The sequence below is a fragment of the Shewanella pneumatophori genome (genome assembly GCF_023283895.1).
Classification (GTDB): Bacteria; Pseudomonadota; Gammaproteobacteria; order Enterobacterales; family Shewanellaceae; genus Shewanella; species Shewanella pneumatophori.
On the sequence record NZ_JAKILB010000002.1, the window covers coordinates 1 to 16,486 of the forward strand.

Genomic DNA, 16,486 nt, shown 5'->3' on the forward strand with positions numbered 1-16,486 from the left:
ATATGTCGCTCCAATTTTTAAAAGTTGAAATGCGACATTAGCTCAGTTGGTAGAGCGATACCTTGCCAAGGTATAGGTCATCGGTTCGAACCCGATATGTCGCTCCAAATTAAAACTTATGGGAACACCAAGTCCGGTAAGTAAAAAAGATTTATGCGACATTAGCTCAGTTGACTCTTTATGAGAGCAAAAGGGCGATACCTTACCAAGGTATAAGTCATCGGTTATTTATTTCGAATCCGATATGTCGCTCCAATTTTTAAAAGTTGAAATGCGACATTAGCTCAGTTGGTAGAGCGATACCTTGCCAAGGTATAGGTCATCGGTTCGAACCCGATATGTCGCTCCAAATTTAAAAGATTTACGCGACATTAGCTCAGTTGGTAGAGCGATACCTTGCCAAGGTATAGGTCATCGGTTCGAACCCGATATGTCGCTCCAAATTTAAAAGATTTACGCGACATTAGCTCAGTTGGTAGAGCGATACCTTGCCAAGGTATAGGTCATCGGTTCGAACCCGATATGTCGCTCCAAATTTAAAAGATTGTGCGACATTAGCTCAGTTGACTCTTTATTTAGAGCAAAAGGGCGATACCTTGCCAAGGTATAGGTCATCGGTTCGAACCCGATATGTCGCTCCAATTAAAGCTTATGGGAACACCAAGTCCGGTAAGTAAAAAAGATTTATGCGACATTAGCTCAGTTGGTAGAGCGATACCTTGCCAAGGTATAGGTCATCGGTTCGAACCCGATATGTCGCTCCAATCTTCCTCCTTGTGTTATTCTGTTTAAATTCCAAACCAAACTTAAGAAGATAGTCACAGACCTTGTTTATGCGACATTAGCTCAGTTGCGCTCGTAGAAATGTTGATACCTTTTTTTTGCCAAGGTATAGGTCATCGGTTCGAACCCACTCTTGTTTAAATCAAAAGCTCGCTCCAATCTTCCTCTGCACATTCTCAGATATCTCAAATCAAACTTGAATAAAACCAAAATATTTATGCGGCATTAGCTCAGTTGCGCTCGTAGAAATGTTGATACCTGTTTTTTGCCAAGGTATAGCCCTATTTTTTATAAGCAGTCGGTTCGAACCCACTCTTGTTTAAATCACTCTTGTTAAAACTAAAGTCGCTCCAATCTTCCTCTGCACATTCTCAAATATCTCAAATCAAACCTTAGTAAAACCATAGTTTTATGCGGCATTAGCTCTGTTTTCCCGTAGAAATCCTGCTGCTATATTTGCCAATCTATAGCCTGCGTGCATAAACAGTCGATAAAAAAACACGTTCTATAACATCGCAGTTGTTCAAACCTAAAGTGACTATAACTTTCTCCTAAGCTATTTTTATCGTGTGATCAATGTTGTGTTTCTTTAACAAACGCTAAACTAAATAGCTTTGCTAGGACTAAAACTTGATGTTGCTCAAATTTATGGATGTTTTTTCATACCATAATCAGTACAGAGTTATATTTCAGCAGCCTATTCAAACAGGCTATCTAGGGAGTGATAGATGCGAATTCAACAATTGAGTGAACTTTTAGACTATGTTGTGTCATGTCGTATAGAGATGGCAAAACTATATGGACGACTGCATGCTCAAGCAGACTCTTCTAGAGTGAAATTAATGTTGGAGTACTTCCAGCAACATGAGCGAGAAGCTGCAGAGAAGTTAGAAAACTATATTGATGATGCTCCGAAGAGAGTGCTAGATACTTGGTATAAAGACATTGTATTTGAAGACTTTATTGCTAGATGTCAGAAATTGAACTTACCTGGAAATATGACAGAAGAAGATGTGCTTGAGCAGCACTTGGCCTTAGATAACCTTTTGATCGATCTCATCGAGAAAACGGCAGGCTCTTCAGCAACCCAAGAAACTAAAGGTGCTTTAGAAGATCTTGTCAGAGCTAAAAGAACCCAGCAGCAGCGCCTAGTCCATAGCAGCATTCGCATGGATGATATTTAAGGCTAATGAGTTTGATGATACTAAGGCACCGAAAGGTGCCTTTTTTATCGCAAGACTATAAATGAATCAATTTGGCTACAATTGGTCAAGATCACATTTAGGCGTGGTCAAGACTGTCAGCTTTCATATGCAATTAATCCACGACTTATAAGCTATTACAGTATCTGTAAAGCAGAATCAGGAGCTGAGAAAATGAGTGAACTTAACCGACTATCAACACCGTTATATCTGAATCAGCAAGTCAGGCAAGCTGAAATAGATGCTGTTGATCATGGTGGGGTGAGTTTATACCAGTTTGTGGAGAAAGCGGCACGCGCAGCTTTTGAGTTACTACAAGCGCGCCGAGCCTCTTGCAGCGATGTTTTAGTCTTAGCTGGTCATGGCAATAATGGCGCCGATGCATTTGTTACCGCAGCACTATTACTCGAAGCTGGCGTCAATGTGCAGCTCCAGTGCAGCAGGGGGCGTCATCCAACTCATGAGTTAACTTTGGCAATTGAGCGCTTTATTCAAGCAGGCGGTGTCATCGCTGAGTTTAATCATGCCGATATCAAAAGTGCTAGCATCATACTTGATGGGCTATTGGGCACCGGTATTTGTGGTGAATTATCTACTGAATATGCACAAATAATTAAAACGGTAAATCAAAGTGCTGCTTGGGTATTAAGTTTAGATGTGCCATCAGGCATAGACCCAGATACTGGCTGTTATGAAGCTATCGCGATTGAGTCTGATTTAACGTTAACCTTTGGTGCGATAAAGCAAGGCTTGTTAACAGGTAAGGCTCGACACTGTTGTCCTGAGATAGAACTTGCCGATATCGGACTTACTGAGTTTTTACCTAACCCAAGTGCATGGCAAGTTACCAAGGTAGCACTCGATGGATGCTTTCTACCCCGAAGAAGAGATGCACATAAAGGCTGCCACGGTAAGGTTTCTATTATAGGCGGTGACTATGGTATGGCTGGTGCTGTGCGTCTTGCTGCTGAAGGCTGTTTACGCAGTGGCGCAGGATTAGTGACGGTAATATCACGACCTGAACATCAATTTATTATCAGTGCTACAAGACCTGAGTTAATGTTTTGGGGCTGTGAGTTAGTTGATATGGAGGTTTACCTAAAGTTAGGCTGGGCATCAGTGCTTGTTATTGGTCCTGGTCTTGGCACCAACGATTGGGGTTATAACTTGTTAAAGGCGGTGGATTTAACAGATAAGCCCTGTGTTATCGACGCAGACGGTCTAAACCAATTAAAAACAGTTCCCATGACGGGGAAAAGTTGGGTGCTAACGCCACACCCTGGCGAAGCGGCAAGGCTTTTAGGGATCACAACAGCTGAAGTTGAGCTTGATAGATATAAAGCCGCTAGACAATTGCAACAAAAGTACGGCGGTGTGATCGTATTAAAAGGAGCTGGCACTATTATTTGCGATGATGCCAATTGTGTTGTCGCTGCTGTTGGTAACCCCGGGTTAGCGAGTGGTGGTTGTGGTGATGTACTTGCGGGGATAATTGGCGGTTTAATGGCGCAGGGTTTTACTAACTTTGACGCGGCTTACTTGGGCGTTATTATTCATGGTGAAGCAGCTGATATTGCCGCAGTATCTGGTGAGCGGGGTATGCTAGCCAGTGATTTAATGCCTTACATTCGCCAGTTAGTTAATCAAATCTAGTTTAGAAATCTAGGTGATTAGGTTAAAGTACCGCATTCTACCAGTAATGCTATTAGGGCGCTTTTCGATTCGGAATGAATACGCAATCAATGATATTAAATTTAAAAAACGAACAAGATACTGTTGCGCTAGGAACTAAGCTTGCGGCTCTGATTACTCCACCGTTAACTATCTATTTAAGTGGTGATCTTGGCGCAGGAAAAACCACATTCAGTCGTGGTCTGATCCAAAGTTTAGGCCATGAAGGTGCGGTAAAAAGTCCGACTTATACCTTAGTTGAACCTTATGAGTTAAGTGGCCTAGATGTGTATCACTTCGATCTATATCGTTTGTATGATCCTGAAGAATTAGAGTTTATGGGGATCCGTGATTACTTCACTGAGCGTAGCCTATGTATTGTAGAGTGGCCCGATCGTGGTCATGGTTTATTACCTGCTGCTGATATACATATCCATATTAAATATGTTAATACTGAGCGAGAGGTGGAATTACAAGCACTTTCGTCTGTAGGTGAAAAGATATTAGTGGCTTTAAATAATAATGATAAGAAACAGTAATATATTTAGATTATTTTTACTTTTAGTTAGTCTTGGGACGTCATTTTTTGCGCAGAGTGCCAATAAGCTCGATAGCGTAAGAATTTGGGCTGCTCCGGAATCGACACGTCTGGTATTTGACTTAAGTCAGTCGCCTGATTACAGCTATTTCACCCTGAAAAACCCAGATCGTTTAGTGGTAGATTTGAAAAAGTCTTCTAGTAAAGTCGATCTTGGAAAAATCAAAAATAACAGCAAACTGGTTAAAAAAGTCCGTAAAAGTACGCCGCCTGAAAAAGGTACTTTACGTTTAGTTATTGACTTAAATAAACCTGTAAAAGCAAGTTTATTTGCATTGCCACCAACAGCGCCTTATGGCAATCGCCTAGTGGTCGATCTTGATAGCGGCGGTGCTAAAGCAAAACAACCTGCAATCAGTAAACCTAAAGCCACAACCAAATTGCGAGATGTGGTTATTGCTATTGATGCTGGTCATGGTGGTGAGGATCCAGGTTCAATTGGCCCTACCGGGATTTACGAAAAGAAATTAGTGTTAGAAATATCGAAAAAAGTAGCTCAAAAGATTAATGCCACTCCAGGGATGCGTGCTGTAATGACGCGTACCGGCGACTATTTCGTTAATTTAAATAAACGCTCTGAAATTGCCCGTAACAGTAAGGCTGATCTACTTATTTCTATTCATGCAGATGCATTTACTTCACCGCAACCGCGGGGCGCCTCTGTGTGGGTGTTATCTATGCGCCGTGCAAACAGTGAAATCGGTCGTTGGTTAGAACAAAAAGAGAAGCATTCAGAACTACTCGGCGGTGCGGGCGAAATTATTCAAAATACTGATAATGAGCAATATCTTGCGATGACTTTGCTTGATATGTCTATGGACCGCTCAATGGCAATTAGTCACAATATTGCTGGTGATGTATTGTCGAACTTAGGGCGTGTGACAAAATTACACAAACATAAACCTGAGTCAGCAAGTTTTGCGGTGCTTAAATCGCCAGATATTCCTTCTATTTTGGTGGAAACGGGCTTTATCTCTAATCCAAAAGAAGAGCGTTTATTGTCGCAAAGAGATCACCAAAACAATGTTGCTAATGCTATCCATAAAGGTGTGCTGAAATACTTCGAACAAAATCCGCCGGTGAATTCACTATTGGCGAGCAAAAGTAGCATCGAGCACAAGGTACGTAGTGGTGAATCTTTATCTGTAATTGCTCAGCGCTATCAGATCTCGGTTAGCAAACTTAAGCAAGCTAACAACCTTAAATCAAATAGTATTCGCATTGGTCAAAAACTGATAATTCCAAGAGCTTAGGCTGTATTAAGAGTAAACCATGGCTATAGAAAAGTTACCGCCACAACTTGCAAACCAGATCGCTGCTGGAGAAGTTGTTGAACGACCAGCGTCAGTGATCAAAGAGCTAGTTGAAAACAGTCTCGATGCGGGGGCAACTCGCGTAGATATCGAGATTGAAAAGGGCGGTGCCAAACTTATTCGAATTCGAGATAATGGCTCGGGGATCCCTAAAGAAGATCTCAGCTTAGCTTTATCTCGACATGCTACTTCTAAGCTTAAATCTCTTGATGATTTAGAAGCTATTTTGAGTTTTGGGTTTCGCGGCGAAGCGCTGGCAAGTATTAGCTCGGTTTCACGGCTTATTTTGACCTCGCGTACCGCTGAGCAAACAGAAGCTTGGCAAGCGCACGCAGAAGGCACTGAGATGGCAGTTAAGGTGTTACCTGCTGCGCATCCAGTAGGCTCAACAGTTGAAGCGGTTGACCTGTTTTTCAACACGCCAGCTAGACGCCGTTTCTTAAAAAGCGATAAAACCGAATTTACCCATATTGATGAGTGGTTAAAGCGAATTGCCTTGGCAAGACGTGATATCCACTTCACCCTAAAAAATAACGGTAAAACAGTTCGAAATTATCGCCCAGCTAATACTGAAATCCAATATGTTCAGCGTTTAGGTTTAGTTTGTGGCAAAGCGTTTGCAGAAACCTGCTTGCGCATTGAATGCGAGCATAACGATCTAAAGCTAAGTGGTTATTTGCAGTCACCGAGTGCTGCAAATGGTTACAGTGAAACTCAATATTTTTATGTAAATGGTCGCCTAGTAAAAGATAGATTGGTCAATCATGCTGTACGGCAAGCTTTTGCACAGTTTGCAGAAGGCGTGTCGCCTGGCTACGTGCTTATGCTCGATCTTGATCCTCATCAAGTTGATGTTAATGTGCATCCGGCCAAGCATGAGGTACGTTTTCATCAAAGTCGTTATGTACATGACTTTATTTTACAAGCCTTGCAATCTGCAATGTCGCAATCCGTGCAGGTTTTGCCGAGTAGTGATAACGATGCACTTTGGACTGAGCAGCAAGGAGCCACTCGAGGCGCTGTGAGTGAGCATAGCACTGTCCAATACCCAGATGAGTCTAGCGGCGAAAGTTTGAATGAGCATAAGCCTCGAGAGTCTTTCGCTTCGTCAGAAGTTCGCGACAGTCAATCAGGAAGAAGTCAGCAAGATTACTCAAGTGGATCAGGCTCAAGCTACCGTAGCCCGTTAAAATCAACAGCACGCCCAGAGGTTAATTTACCTTCTCAAAGCAGCATTCGAGCTTATGGTGAGCTGCTAACAACTCAAGGCTATCAGCAACAAAATACGCCGGCTAGCACTGCCAATAGCCAGCAAAATCATAGCTACTCTGGACACATACCCACAAGGCAGAGTGGTATGTTGGCTGATGACGCAAATGTCATTGCTATGCCAGCAGTTATTGCCGGAGAGTATTGGCTGTTAGCGAAAGACGATAAAATTTCTCTGCTAAAGATAGCGCTGGTGGCAAATGTTGCGATGAAAGCCGAGATTGCAGCAAAATTTTCTCAAGGGCTTGTTGGTCAGCCGCTATTAATGCCCGTTGCTGTTACTGCCGATGATGACTGGCAGTCCCTTATCGATGAACGTGAGCAATTGCTGCGAAAGTTAGGCATTGAGCTATCTATTCGCTTGGGGCAGTTGATTATTAAGAAAGTGCCCCCATATCTAAGAGATAGCCAATTGGCGAGTCTAATTCCTGAGTTGTTGCAATGGATTAGATTTGAGTTACCGAGCGATGAAGCCTTAGTTAAGTGGCTGGCGCAGCAAGGCGCTAATCGTTTTACCTCTGCAAAAGAGGCGTGGAATGCGCTCAATACGTTGCCTGAAGAAACGCAGCATGAGCTTCATAGTCAATCTCAAGAGTTACCTTGGGAGCAATGGATAAAAGAAAAGTCACAGTGAGCGATAAAAAATCACAAAAGGTTATCACCTTAATGGGGCCAACAGCCTCAGGGAAAACCGCATTAGCGATTGAGCTTGTAAAGCAGTACGACTGTGAAATTATCTCAGTAGACTCAGCGTTGATCTACAAAGAGATGGATATTGGCACCGCAAAGCCTGATGCTGCTGAGCAAGCTGCTGCGCCGCATAAACTGATCGATATAATTGATCCACAGCAGAGCTATTCTGCCGCAGACTTTAGACGCGATGCGTTAGCGCAAATAGAAGATATTCTTAGTCGTGGTAAAACGCCGCTACTTGTTGGCGGTACCATGATGTATTTCAAAGCGTTGTTAGAAGGTTTGTCGCCTTTACCAGCGGCAGATGAAGACGTTCGAAAACAAATTGCAGAAGAAGCAGAGGAGCTTGGCTGGCAGGTAATGCACGACCAGTTAAGAGAAATTGATCCTGTTTCTGCTGAGCGAATTCACCCTAATGATCCGCAGCGTTTAGCACGAGCATTAGAGGTTTATCGTATTTCTGGTCAGTCTTTAACTGAGCTAACAAAAATAAAATCTGATGCATTCCCTTATCAAGCAGTGCAATTTGCGATTGCACCAAGTGATAGAAAGGTGTTACATAGGGCTATAGAGAAACGATTTAACACCATGTTAGCACAAGGGTTTACTAGCGAGGTTGAGCAATTAAAGGCTCGCGGTGATTTGCATTTGGATCTGCCCTCTATGCGTTGTGTAGGATATCGTCAGTGTTGGCAGTATCTTGATGGTGAAATTGACTATGAAACTATGGTCGAAAAAGCTATTGTTGCTACTAGGCAATTGGCTAAGCGTCAATTAACATGGTTACGCGGTTGGCCTGATTTAATCTGGCTAGAAAGCGGGGCTGAAAATAATCTTGCTACAGTAATGCGACATAGTCGCTAGCTTATTAGCTGTAGCTGTATAATACTAAAACCAAAGATAAAAGTTTTAGTATGCTTAGAATAACTATTAATTTTAATTAAAAAGGAAATTAGAAAATGGCAAAGGGGCAATCTTTACAAGACCCGTTTTTGAACGCATTGCGTCGTGAACGCGTTCCAGTATCTATTTATCTTGTTAACGGCATTAAGCTACAAGGACAAGTTGAGTCTTTTGATCAGTTTGTTATTTTGCTTAAAAACACTGTGAGCCAAATGGTTTACAAGCATGCCATTTCTACAGTGGTGCCTTCACGTCCATTTAACGTGAGCAACCACCAAGCGACAAACGCTCAAGCTGGCTATAACGCACAGCATGACGATGGCGACGATAAGTAACTTGTTAAGGAGATTGCTTTTTGTTTGATCGTTATGAGGCGGGAGAGAAAGCGGTACTTGTCCATATCGACTTTACTGATGATAACAACCGAGAAGATTTAGACGAACTAAAGTTGCTCGTCGACTCGGCAGGTGCTCAGTCAATTGGAGTGATCTCAGCAAGTCGTCGTTCACCTGACCGCAAGTTTTTTGTTGGTTCAGGTAAGGCAGAAGAATTGGCTGCGATGGTTGCGGCTACTGATGCCAATGTGGTGATTTTTAATCACGCATTAAGTCCAGCTCAAGAACGAAATCTTGAGCAGTTGTGTCAGTGCAGGGTACTCGACAGAACGACTTTGATCTTGGATATTTTCGCTCAACGAGCGCGAACATTTGAAGGTAAGTTACAGGTGGAGCTAGCGCAATTGCGCCACATGTCGACACGCCTAATCAGAGGTTGGACGCACTTAGAACGTCAAAAAGGTGGTATTGGTCTGCGAGGACCCGGTGAAACTCAACTAGAAACGGATAGACGTTTGTTGAGAGGCCGGATCAGCACCATTAACCGTCGTTTAGCAAAAGTTGATAAGCAACGCGACCAGAGTCGCAGAGCCAGACAACGTAGTGAGATGTCGACAGTGTCGTTAGTTGGTTATACCAATGCTGGTAAATCGACACTGTTTAATGGCTTAACTTCGTCAGATGTTTACGCTGCAGATCAACTTTTTGCGACGTTAGACCCAACGTTACGTAAATTAGATTTACCTGACGGTGATGTGGTTTTAGCTGATACCGTTGGATTTATCCGGCATTTGCCCCATGATTTAGTTGCGGCCTTTAAAGCAACACTGCAAGAGACACGACAAGCAGATTTACTTTTGCATGTGGTTGATAGCGCAGATGAAAACATGGGGGATAACTTTGAGCAAGTGCAAAAAGTGCTCAAAGAAATCGATGCTAATGACATTCCACAGTTGATCGTTTGCAATAAAATCGATCTATTGGATGAGGTAAAACCTCGCATCGACTACGATGATGAGGGGACACCGATTAGAGTCTGGGTTTCTGCTCAGCAGCAAAAAGGCTTGGAATTAGTTGAAGAAGCGATTAATCAACTCGTTGGTAAAGCGGTTCAAGAGCTAACCTTGCAAATCCCAGCTTCGGCAGGGCATTATCTCGGCCAGTTTTATAAACTGGATGTAATACAGCAGAAAGCGTATGACGATCTGGGGAACTGTATGATCTCTGTTCGCTTATTGGATGCCGATTGGCGCCGATTGGTAAAACAGAGCCAAGGTGAAATAGAGACTTTTGTGGTCGACCCAGTCGTCGCATAATTAAGTATTTTAGTAATCTCGTTTATTTCATACACTTATGGAGTACTAAATGGCTTGGAACGAGCCCGGTAACAAGGGTCAAGACCCTTGGGGAAATGGCAATAAAGGTGGTAACGATAAAGGACCACCGGATTTAGATGAAGTTTTTCGTAACCTTTCAAAGCGCTTTGGCGGCAAAGGCAATGGCTCTGGTGGCAGCGTAAGCGGTGCTAGCTTAGTTATTGTTTTGGTGATCGCGGTTGTTGTGTGGGGCCTTTCGGGTTTCTATACAGTAAAAGAAGCTGAAAAAGGTGTTGCGCTACGTTTCGGTGAATATATCGGTGAAGTCGATCCAGGTCTTCAGTGGAAAGCCACTTTTATAGATGAAGTGACACCGGTAAACGTACAAACAGTACGCTCTATCCCTGCATCTGGCAGCATGCTAACAGCCGATGAGAACGTGGTTTTAGTACAACTTGACGTTCAGTATCGTGTTAGTAAGGCAAAAGATTACCTTTATAGCGTAGTTGATGCGGATGCGAGTTTGCGTGAAGCGACAGACAGTGCGTTACGTTATGTTATTGGTCACAACACTATGGATGATATTTTGACTACAGGTCGAGATAAAATTCGTCGTGATACTTGGGATGAAATTGAACGTATTATCAAGCCATACGAGCTAGGTATTACGGTTGTTGACGTTAACTTCTTGCCAGCTCGTCCACCAGAAGAGGTAAAAGATGCCTTTGATGACGCGATTGCCGCGCAAGAGGATGAGCAACGTTTCATTCGTGAGGCTGAAGCATACTCTCGTCAGTTAGAGCCAAAGGTTCGCGGTACTGTACAGCGTATGGACCAACAAGCTATTGCTTATAAGCAAAGAGTCATTCTAGAAGCTAAAGGTAAAGTGGCTCGTTTTGAGCAGCTATTGCCTGAGTATCAAGATGCACCTGAAGTCACTCGTGAACGTATGTATTTCGATACGATGCAAGATGTTATGAGTGGTACAAACAAAGTGCTTATTGATGCTAAAAATAGCGGCAACTTAATGTATCTGCCGTTAGATAAGTTGATGCAAAATAGTCAGTCTAATAAGTCTGCAAGTGCTAAGAGCAAACCGGCTACGCCTGTTATGTCAGTTAATAGTACAACTCATAATAACAGCAGCATGCCACTAGATGGTCGTCCATCACGTGGTGAACGCTCGTCGGGGAGGAACTAAGCAATGGGTAGATTTACAGCGATTATAGTAGCAATACTTATTGCTATCTCTTTGACTTCAATTTTAGTGGTAAACGAAGGCGAAAGAGCGATTGTTTCTCGATTTGGTAAAGTACTTAAAGATGACGGTGTAACGCGCGTTTATAGCCCTGGTCTTCACTTTAAGATCCCTATGCTTGATAAGATCAAGTTTATGGATGCAAGGGTGCAGACATTAGATGGCGCAGCAGATCGCTTTGTTACCTCTGAAAAGAAAGATTTAATGGTCGATTCATACGTGAAATGGCGTATTAAAGATTTCGAACGTTACTATCTTTCTACCAATGGCGGTATTAAGGCGAACGCAGAAACGTTGCTACAGCGTAAAATCAACAACGACCTTCGCACAGAGTTCGGTCGTCGTACGATTAAAGAAATCGTATCTGGTAGCCGTGATGAGCTGCAATCTGACGCACTTAAAAATGCAGCAGAGAGTGCTGAAGACTTAGGTGTTGAAGTTGTAGATGTGCGAGTTAAGCAAATTAACTTACCTGCAAACGTGAGTACTAGTATCTACCAGCGTATGCGTGCAGAACGTCAAGCTGTGGCTAAAGAGCACCGCGCTCAAGGTCAAGAGCAAGCAGAAATCATTCGTGCTAAGACTGATGCAAGTGTAACCATTCAAACTGCAGAAGCAGAGCGTAAAGCACTGACTACTCGTGGTGAAGGTGATGCTGAAGCTGCTAAGATTTATGCTGATGCATATACTAAAGACCCTGAGTTCTTTAGCTTCATGCGTAGCTTAGATGCTTACAAAGCAAGTTTCTCTGGCGAAAATGACGTCATGGTGCTTGAGCCTAACAGCGAGTTCTTTAGATATATGAATAGCTCAACTGGCAAATAGTCAGCTTTATAGTTAATTAAAAGGCCTAACGCTTAGTTAGGCCTTTTTTGTGTCTTAAAATCGCCATATTATTTGCTAGCGTTAATTCCTACCTATTGAGTCAACTATTGCATTATAGCCAGTAAAAAAATCACTAATATGAGCTAAGTTGCTAATTTAGTGGACTATGAATGAAATATTTTGCAATGTTCTGCTACGAATTTTTAGCGATTATGTTGGTTCAGATGCGGTCTTTTTATGCAGAAGTAGCACTAAAAGCAACATAGTTAACTAAGTTGAGCGTTTTAACTATGATCTGGTTCTAATTTTTGGCTATAATGAGCCGCGCTTCAAGTTTAGGATCCGATTTAAGTTCGATTCAACTTAGAAGAAGACAGATAAAACAAAAATTCCAACACTCTCTGGAGACAAGTGGATGAGCAATGCGCCAGTCGATACCGGACGTCGCAGATTTCTGACCGCAGCCACCGCCGTAGTTGGTGGTGCTGGTGCCGCTGCTGTAGCGGTTCCGTTTATAAAGTCATGGAATCCGAGTGCCAAAGCGAAAGCAGCAGGTGCGCCGGTAGAAGTAAACATTAGTAAAGTAGAGCCAGGTCAACTTATTCGAGTTGAATGGCGTGGTAAACCTGTATGGGTTGTTCGCCGTACGCAGGAGATCTTGGATGGTCTTCCAGCAATCGATGGTCAACTTCGCGATCCAGACTCTGTAGAACCACAGCAGCCTGCATATGCACAGAATACTGTTCGTTCAATTAAGGCTGAGTTTTTCATAGCCGTTGGCCTATGTACTCATCTTGGTTGTTCTCCAACTTACCTACCAGACACATTTGGTGAGCAAGTAGAGGGTGTCGCTTCAGGCTTCTTCTGTCCTTGTCATGGTTCTAAGTTCGATATGGCTGGTCGTGTATTCCAAGGTGTACCAGCGCCGTTGAACTTGGTTATCCCACCGCATCAGTATCTTGATGATAGCACTGTGCTAATTGGTGTTGATAAAGGAGCAGCGTAATGGTTAAGAACATTGTTAGCTGGATTGATGAACGCATCCCCATGACTGCAACCTACAACCGTCATGTTGGCCAATATGCGACACCATCAAATTTTAATTTTTGGTACTTCTTTGGTTCATTAGCCATGTTAGTACTTGTTAACCAATTGCTGACCGGTATTTGGTTAACTATGAACTACGTACCAACAGCCGAAGGTGCATTCGCATCTATCGAATACATCATGCGTGATGTTGAATACGGTTGGTTACTCAGATATATGCATTCCACGGGGGCCTCCGCTTTCTTTGTGGTGATTTATCTGCATATGTTCCGTGGTCTTATCTATGGTTCATACCAAAAGCCAAGAGAACTTCTGTGGCTATTCGGTATGCTTATCTTCCTAGTGTTGATGGCTGAAGCATTTATGGGTTACTTGCTACCTTGGGGACAAATGTCTTACTGGGGTGCACAGGTAATTATTTCATTGTTTGGCGCAATCCCAGTTATTGGCGATGACCTAACATTGTGGATCCGCGGTGACTTTGTTGTCTCTGGCGCAACCCTAAACCGTTTCTTCGCCTTGCATGTAATTGCATTGCCACTAGTGCTTGTTGTGTTGGTGTTCTTACACCTAATTGCACTGCATGAAGTGGGTTCAAATAACCCAGACGGTATCGAAATTAAAAAGAACAAAGATGAAAATGGCTGGCCAAAAGATGGCATTCCATTCCACCCTTACTACACAGTTAAAGACATCATGGGCGTCGCAGGCTTCCTAATTGTTTTCTGTTATGTGTTGTTCTTTATGCCTGAAGGTGGTGGTTACTTCCTTGAAAAGCCGAACTTTGAAGCGGCTAACCCGATGAAGACACCAGAGCATATTGCACCGGTTTGGTATTTCACACCTTTCTACGCAATCTTACGTGCTATCCCAGATAAGCTGATGGGTGTTATCGGTATGGGCTTGGCAATTGGCGTGCTGTTTATATTGCCATGGCTAGATCGTTGTAACGTTAAGTCAATCCGTTACCGTAGCTTGACGCACAAATTGAACATCAGTCAGTTTGCAGTTTCATTCTTAGTATTAGGTTACTTAGGTGCAGTACCAGCGACTCCAGCTCTAACAATCGCTGCGCGTATCTTCACGATAACTTACTTTGGTTTCTTCTTGTTCCTATGGATTTACAGTAAGAACGAAAAGACTAAGCCTGTACCAGAGAGGTTGACACACTAATGAAAAAACTACTTATAGCATTAGTTGCATTGGTTCCAACACTAGCGGTTGCCGCTGGTGGTGGCGCCCCACTTGATAAAGCTAATATCGATCTTAATGATACTGAGTCACTGCAACGTGGGTTGGAGTTATTCCAAGAAAACTGCGCAGGTTGTCACAGTACTCAATATCAACGCTATGGCCGCGTTGCTGAGGATTTAAATATCCCGATTGATGAGATGCGTGCTAAGTACCTTCCTGAAGGCGCTAAAATTGGCGAGCTAATGGAAAATGCCATTCCTGACGCTGACGCGGCTAAATGGTTTGGTGCGGCGCCACCGGATCTAACTTTAGTTGCTCGAGTGCGTGGTGAAGATTGGATTTACTCTTATCTGCATGGTTTTTATAAAGATGAAAGCCGTCCATTTGGCGTAAATAATACAATTTTCCCTATGGTTGGTATGCCGCATGTACTAGAAGATCTTCAAGGTCTTCCGGTTAAACAAGAAGATGGAACAATCGTCGCTAGCGGTGGAGCATTATCTGCCGAAGAGTATGACCAAGTGGTTCGTGATATCACAGGATTTTTGGTTTACTCAGGTGACCCTATTAAGCTAGAGCGCGAAAGACTAGGTTGGTGGGTGTTAGGCTTCTTATTTATTTTCTTTATTGTGGCCTACCTCTTAAAGAAAGAGTACTGGAAAGATGTACACTAACCTAAAATAAAGGTTAGAATGTATTATCCGCAAATTGTAAACGGGGAGCCTTGCTCCTCGTTTACGTTTGCATTTTTTGCTTTTTACTTGTGAATCCCGGAGGGTATCAATGGCTGTTGCTGCCAATAAACGCTCAATCATGACCCTGTATTCAGGTGCAGACGACCTTTATAGCCACCAAGTACGTATCGTGCTTGCTGAAAAAGGTGTAACAGTTGACGTTCTGCAAGTTGATCCAAATGAGATCCCTGAAGACTTGATCGAGCTTAACCCGTACAACACAGTGCCAACTTTGGTAGACAGAGAGCTAGTACTTTATAACTCTCGTATCATTATGGAATACCTAGATGAGCGTTTCCCTCATCCTCCACTAATGCCTGTTTATCCGGTTTCACGTGGTCAAACACGCCTATGGATGCACCGCATCGAGGAAGACTGGTACGCACTTGTAGAGCGTATCCGTAAAGGCGACCGTGCTGACGCAGCTCGTAAAGAGCTTCAAGAAGGCTTAACAGCTATTGCACCAATTTTCGGTGAAGTGCCTTACTTCATGAGCGAAGAGTTTGGTTTAGCTGATTGCTACCTTGGCCCACTATTATGGCGTTTACCTGTTCTAGGTATTGAGCTAGATAGCCGTACAGCTAAAGATATCAAAGCTTACATGACACGTTTATTCGACCGTGAATCATTTAAAGCATCTTTGACTGAGACTGAGCGCGAAATGCGCATGGGTATCTAATGAAAGAGCTAACCCCGAACCGTCCATACTTGCTGCGGGCTTATTATGATTGGTTGATGGATAACCAGTTAACGCCCCATGTTGTTGTAGACGCTTATGTGCCTGGCACGCAAGTTCCGCAGCAATATGTTAAAGATGGTCAAATTGTACTGAATATTACTGAAAGTGCTGTAGGTGGCCTACAGATCACTAATGAGTTTATTGAGTTCAGCGCGCGTTTTGGTGGAGTTCCTCAGCAGGTACTATTGCCGATGGCTTCTATTGTAGCTATCTATGCCAGAGAGAATGGTGCAGGTACAGTCTTTGAGTTAGAAGAAGCTTATCAGCTTGACGATGACATCGAAGAAGAATCGGGACTTTCAGTAGTGAAAGAGCCGGTCGTTGAAACCAGCGAACCTGAAGCCGAAACTGCAGAGGCGAAAGAGCCTAAGCGTCGCGGTCACCTTACTTTGGTGAAGTAAATCTAGTTTATTAGGTTTAAGATATTTAAAAGCCAGTCTATCGACTGGCTTTTTTTGTGCCTGTAAATTAGGGATTATTTATCGCACTTGATTGCAGCTAAAAATTAATCATCTCTGAGCTCTTAGGTTTTGTAGACAAACTATGCTCCCAATCTGTCCACTTGTGACTATTTGTCCTTTCTGTCATGTAATAATAAGTCGTCAT

General features: G+C 43.1%; 15 protein-coding genes and 7 tRNA genes. All 22 read left to right on the top strand.

Features of this window, described 5'->3' with window-relative positions; genetic code table 11:
* Window positions 1-31: 31 nt before the first annotated feature.
* Window positions 32-107: transfer RNA gene (locus L2740_RS03000), tRNA-Gly, on the top strand.
* A gap of 48 nt (window positions 108-155) precedes the next feature.
* A tRNA-Gly gene (locus tag L2740_RS03005) sits at window positions 156-255 on the top strand.
* 18 nt (window positions 256-273) lie between these two features.
* A tRNA-Gly gene (locus L2740_RS03010) sits at window positions 274-349 on the top strand.
* A gap of 16 nt (window positions 350-365) precedes the next feature.
* Window positions 366-441: transfer RNA gene (locus L2740_RS03015), tRNA-Gly, on the top strand.
* A gap of 16 nt (window positions 442-457) precedes the next feature.
* Window positions 458-533: transfer RNA gene (locus L2740_RS03020), tRNA-Gly, on the top strand.
* A gap of 15 nt (window positions 534-548) precedes the next feature.
* Window positions 549-641: transfer RNA gene (locus L2740_RS03025), tRNA-Gly, on the top strand.
* A gap of 47 nt (window positions 642-688) precedes the next feature.
* Window positions 689-764: transfer RNA gene (locus L2740_RS03030), tRNA-Gly, on the top strand.
* A 747-nt stretch (window positions 765-1,511) separates the two neighbouring features.
* Entirely contained in the window at window positions 1,512-1,967 is a 456-nt protein-coding gene (locus L2740_RS03035) for a hypothetical protein (protein WP_248948612.1), read from the top strand.
* 192 nt (window positions 1,968-2,159) lie between these two features.
* A complete protein-coding gene (locus L2740_RS03040) occupies window positions 2,160-3,638 on the top strand; it encodes an NAD(P)H-hydrate dehydratase (protein WP_248948613.1) in 1,479 nt (492 codons plus the stop codon).
* Window positions 3,639-3,727: 89 nt separating this feature from the next.
* Window positions 3,728-4,195, top strand: a complete 468-nt coding sequence (gene tsaE / locus L2740_RS03045) for a tRNA (adenosine(37)-N6)-threonylcarbamoyltransferase complex ATPase subunit type 1 TsaE (protein ID WP_420833500.1) — start codon at window positions 3,728-3,730, stop codon at window positions 4,193-4,195.
* Entirely contained in the window at window positions 4,179-5,507 is a 1,329-nt protein-coding gene (locus L2740_RS03050) for an N-acetylmuramoyl-L-alanine amidase (protein ID WP_248948621.1), read from the top strand. The genes tsaE and L2740_RS03050 overlap by 17 nt, the downstream gene beginning before the upstream one ends.
* Before the next feature lie 19 nt (window positions 5,508-5,526).
* Window positions 5,527-7,470 carry a DNA mismatch repair endonuclease MutL gene (mutL, locus tag L2740_RS03055; protein ID WP_248948623.1) on the top strand — a complete coding sequence of 648 codons (1,944 nt, stop codon included), beginning with the start codon at window positions 5,527-5,529 and terminating at the stop codon, window positions 7,468-7,470.
* Window positions 7,467-8,393 carry a tRNA (adenosine(37)-N6)-dimethylallyltransferase MiaA gene (gene miaA / locus L2740_RS03060; RefSeq protein ID WP_420833507.1) on the top strand — a complete coding sequence of 309 codons (927 nt, stop codon included), beginning with the start codon at window positions 7,467-7,469 and terminating at the stop codon, window positions 8,391-8,393. The genes mutL and miaA overlap by 4 nt, the downstream gene beginning before the upstream one ends.
* Before the next feature lie 95 nt (window positions 8,394-8,488).
* Window positions 8,489-8,767: an RNA chaperone Hfq gene (gene hfq, locus L2740_RS03065; RefSeq protein WP_028766005.1), complete on the top strand. Its 279-nt coding sequence runs from the start codon at window positions 8,489-8,491 to the stop codon at window positions 8,765-8,767.
* Window positions 8,768-8,787: 20 nt separating this feature from the next.
* Window positions 8,788-10,083 (top strand): ribosome rescue GTPase HflX, encoded by a 1,296-nt coding sequence (gene hflX, locus L2740_RS03070; RefSeq protein ID WP_248948625.1) that lies wholly within the window; start codon window positions 8,788-8,790, stop codon window positions 10,081-10,083.
* Between the two features lie 49 nt (window positions 10,084-10,132).
* Window positions 10,133-11,284, top strand: a complete 1,152-nt coding sequence (hflK, locus tag L2740_RS03075) for an FtsH protease activity modulator HflK (protein WP_248948626.1) — start codon at window positions 10,133-10,135, stop codon at window positions 11,282-11,284.
* A 3-nt stretch (window positions 11,285-11,287) separates the two neighbouring features.
* The gene (hflC, locus tag L2740_RS03080; protein ID WP_248948627.1) at window positions 11,288-12,166 is read left to right on the top strand and encodes a protease modulator HflC; all 879 of its coding nucleotides are present in this window, start codon (window positions 11,288-11,290) and stop codon (window positions 12,164-12,166) included.
* A 415-nt stretch (window positions 12,167-12,581) separates the two neighbouring features.
* On the top strand, window positions 12,582-13,172 hold the full coding sequence (gene petA / locus L2740_RS03085) for a ubiquinol-cytochrome c reductase iron-sulfur subunit (protein ID WP_248472496.1): 591 nt from the start codon (window positions 12,582-12,584) through the stop codon (window positions 13,170-13,172).
* The gene (locus L2740_RS03090; protein ID WP_248472498.1) at window positions 13,172-14,386 is read left to right on the top strand and encodes a cytochrome b; all 1,215 of its coding nucleotides are present in this window, start codon (window positions 13,172-13,174) and stop codon (window positions 14,384-14,386) included. Before petA ends, L2740_RS03090 begins: the two co-directional genes overlap by 1 nt.
* Entirely contained in the window at window positions 14,386-15,081 is a 696-nt protein-coding gene (locus L2740_RS03095; protein WP_248472500.1) for a cytochrome c1, read from the top strand. The genes L2740_RS03090 and L2740_RS03095 overlap by 1 nt, the downstream gene beginning before the upstream one ends.
* A gap of 109 nt (window positions 15,082-15,190) precedes the next feature.
* Entirely contained in the window at window positions 15,191-15,820 is a 630-nt protein-coding gene (gene sspA, locus L2740_RS03100) for a stringent starvation protein SspA (protein WP_012156731.1), read from the top strand.
* Window positions 15,820-16,281: a ClpXP protease specificity-enhancing factor gene (locus tag L2740_RS03105; RefSeq protein WP_248948628.1), complete on the top strand. Its 462-nt coding sequence runs from the start codon at window positions 15,820-15,822 to the stop codon at window positions 16,279-16,281. The genes sspA and L2740_RS03105 overlap by 1 nt, the downstream gene beginning before the upstream one ends.
* Window positions 16,282-16,486: the final 205 nt, after the last annotated feature.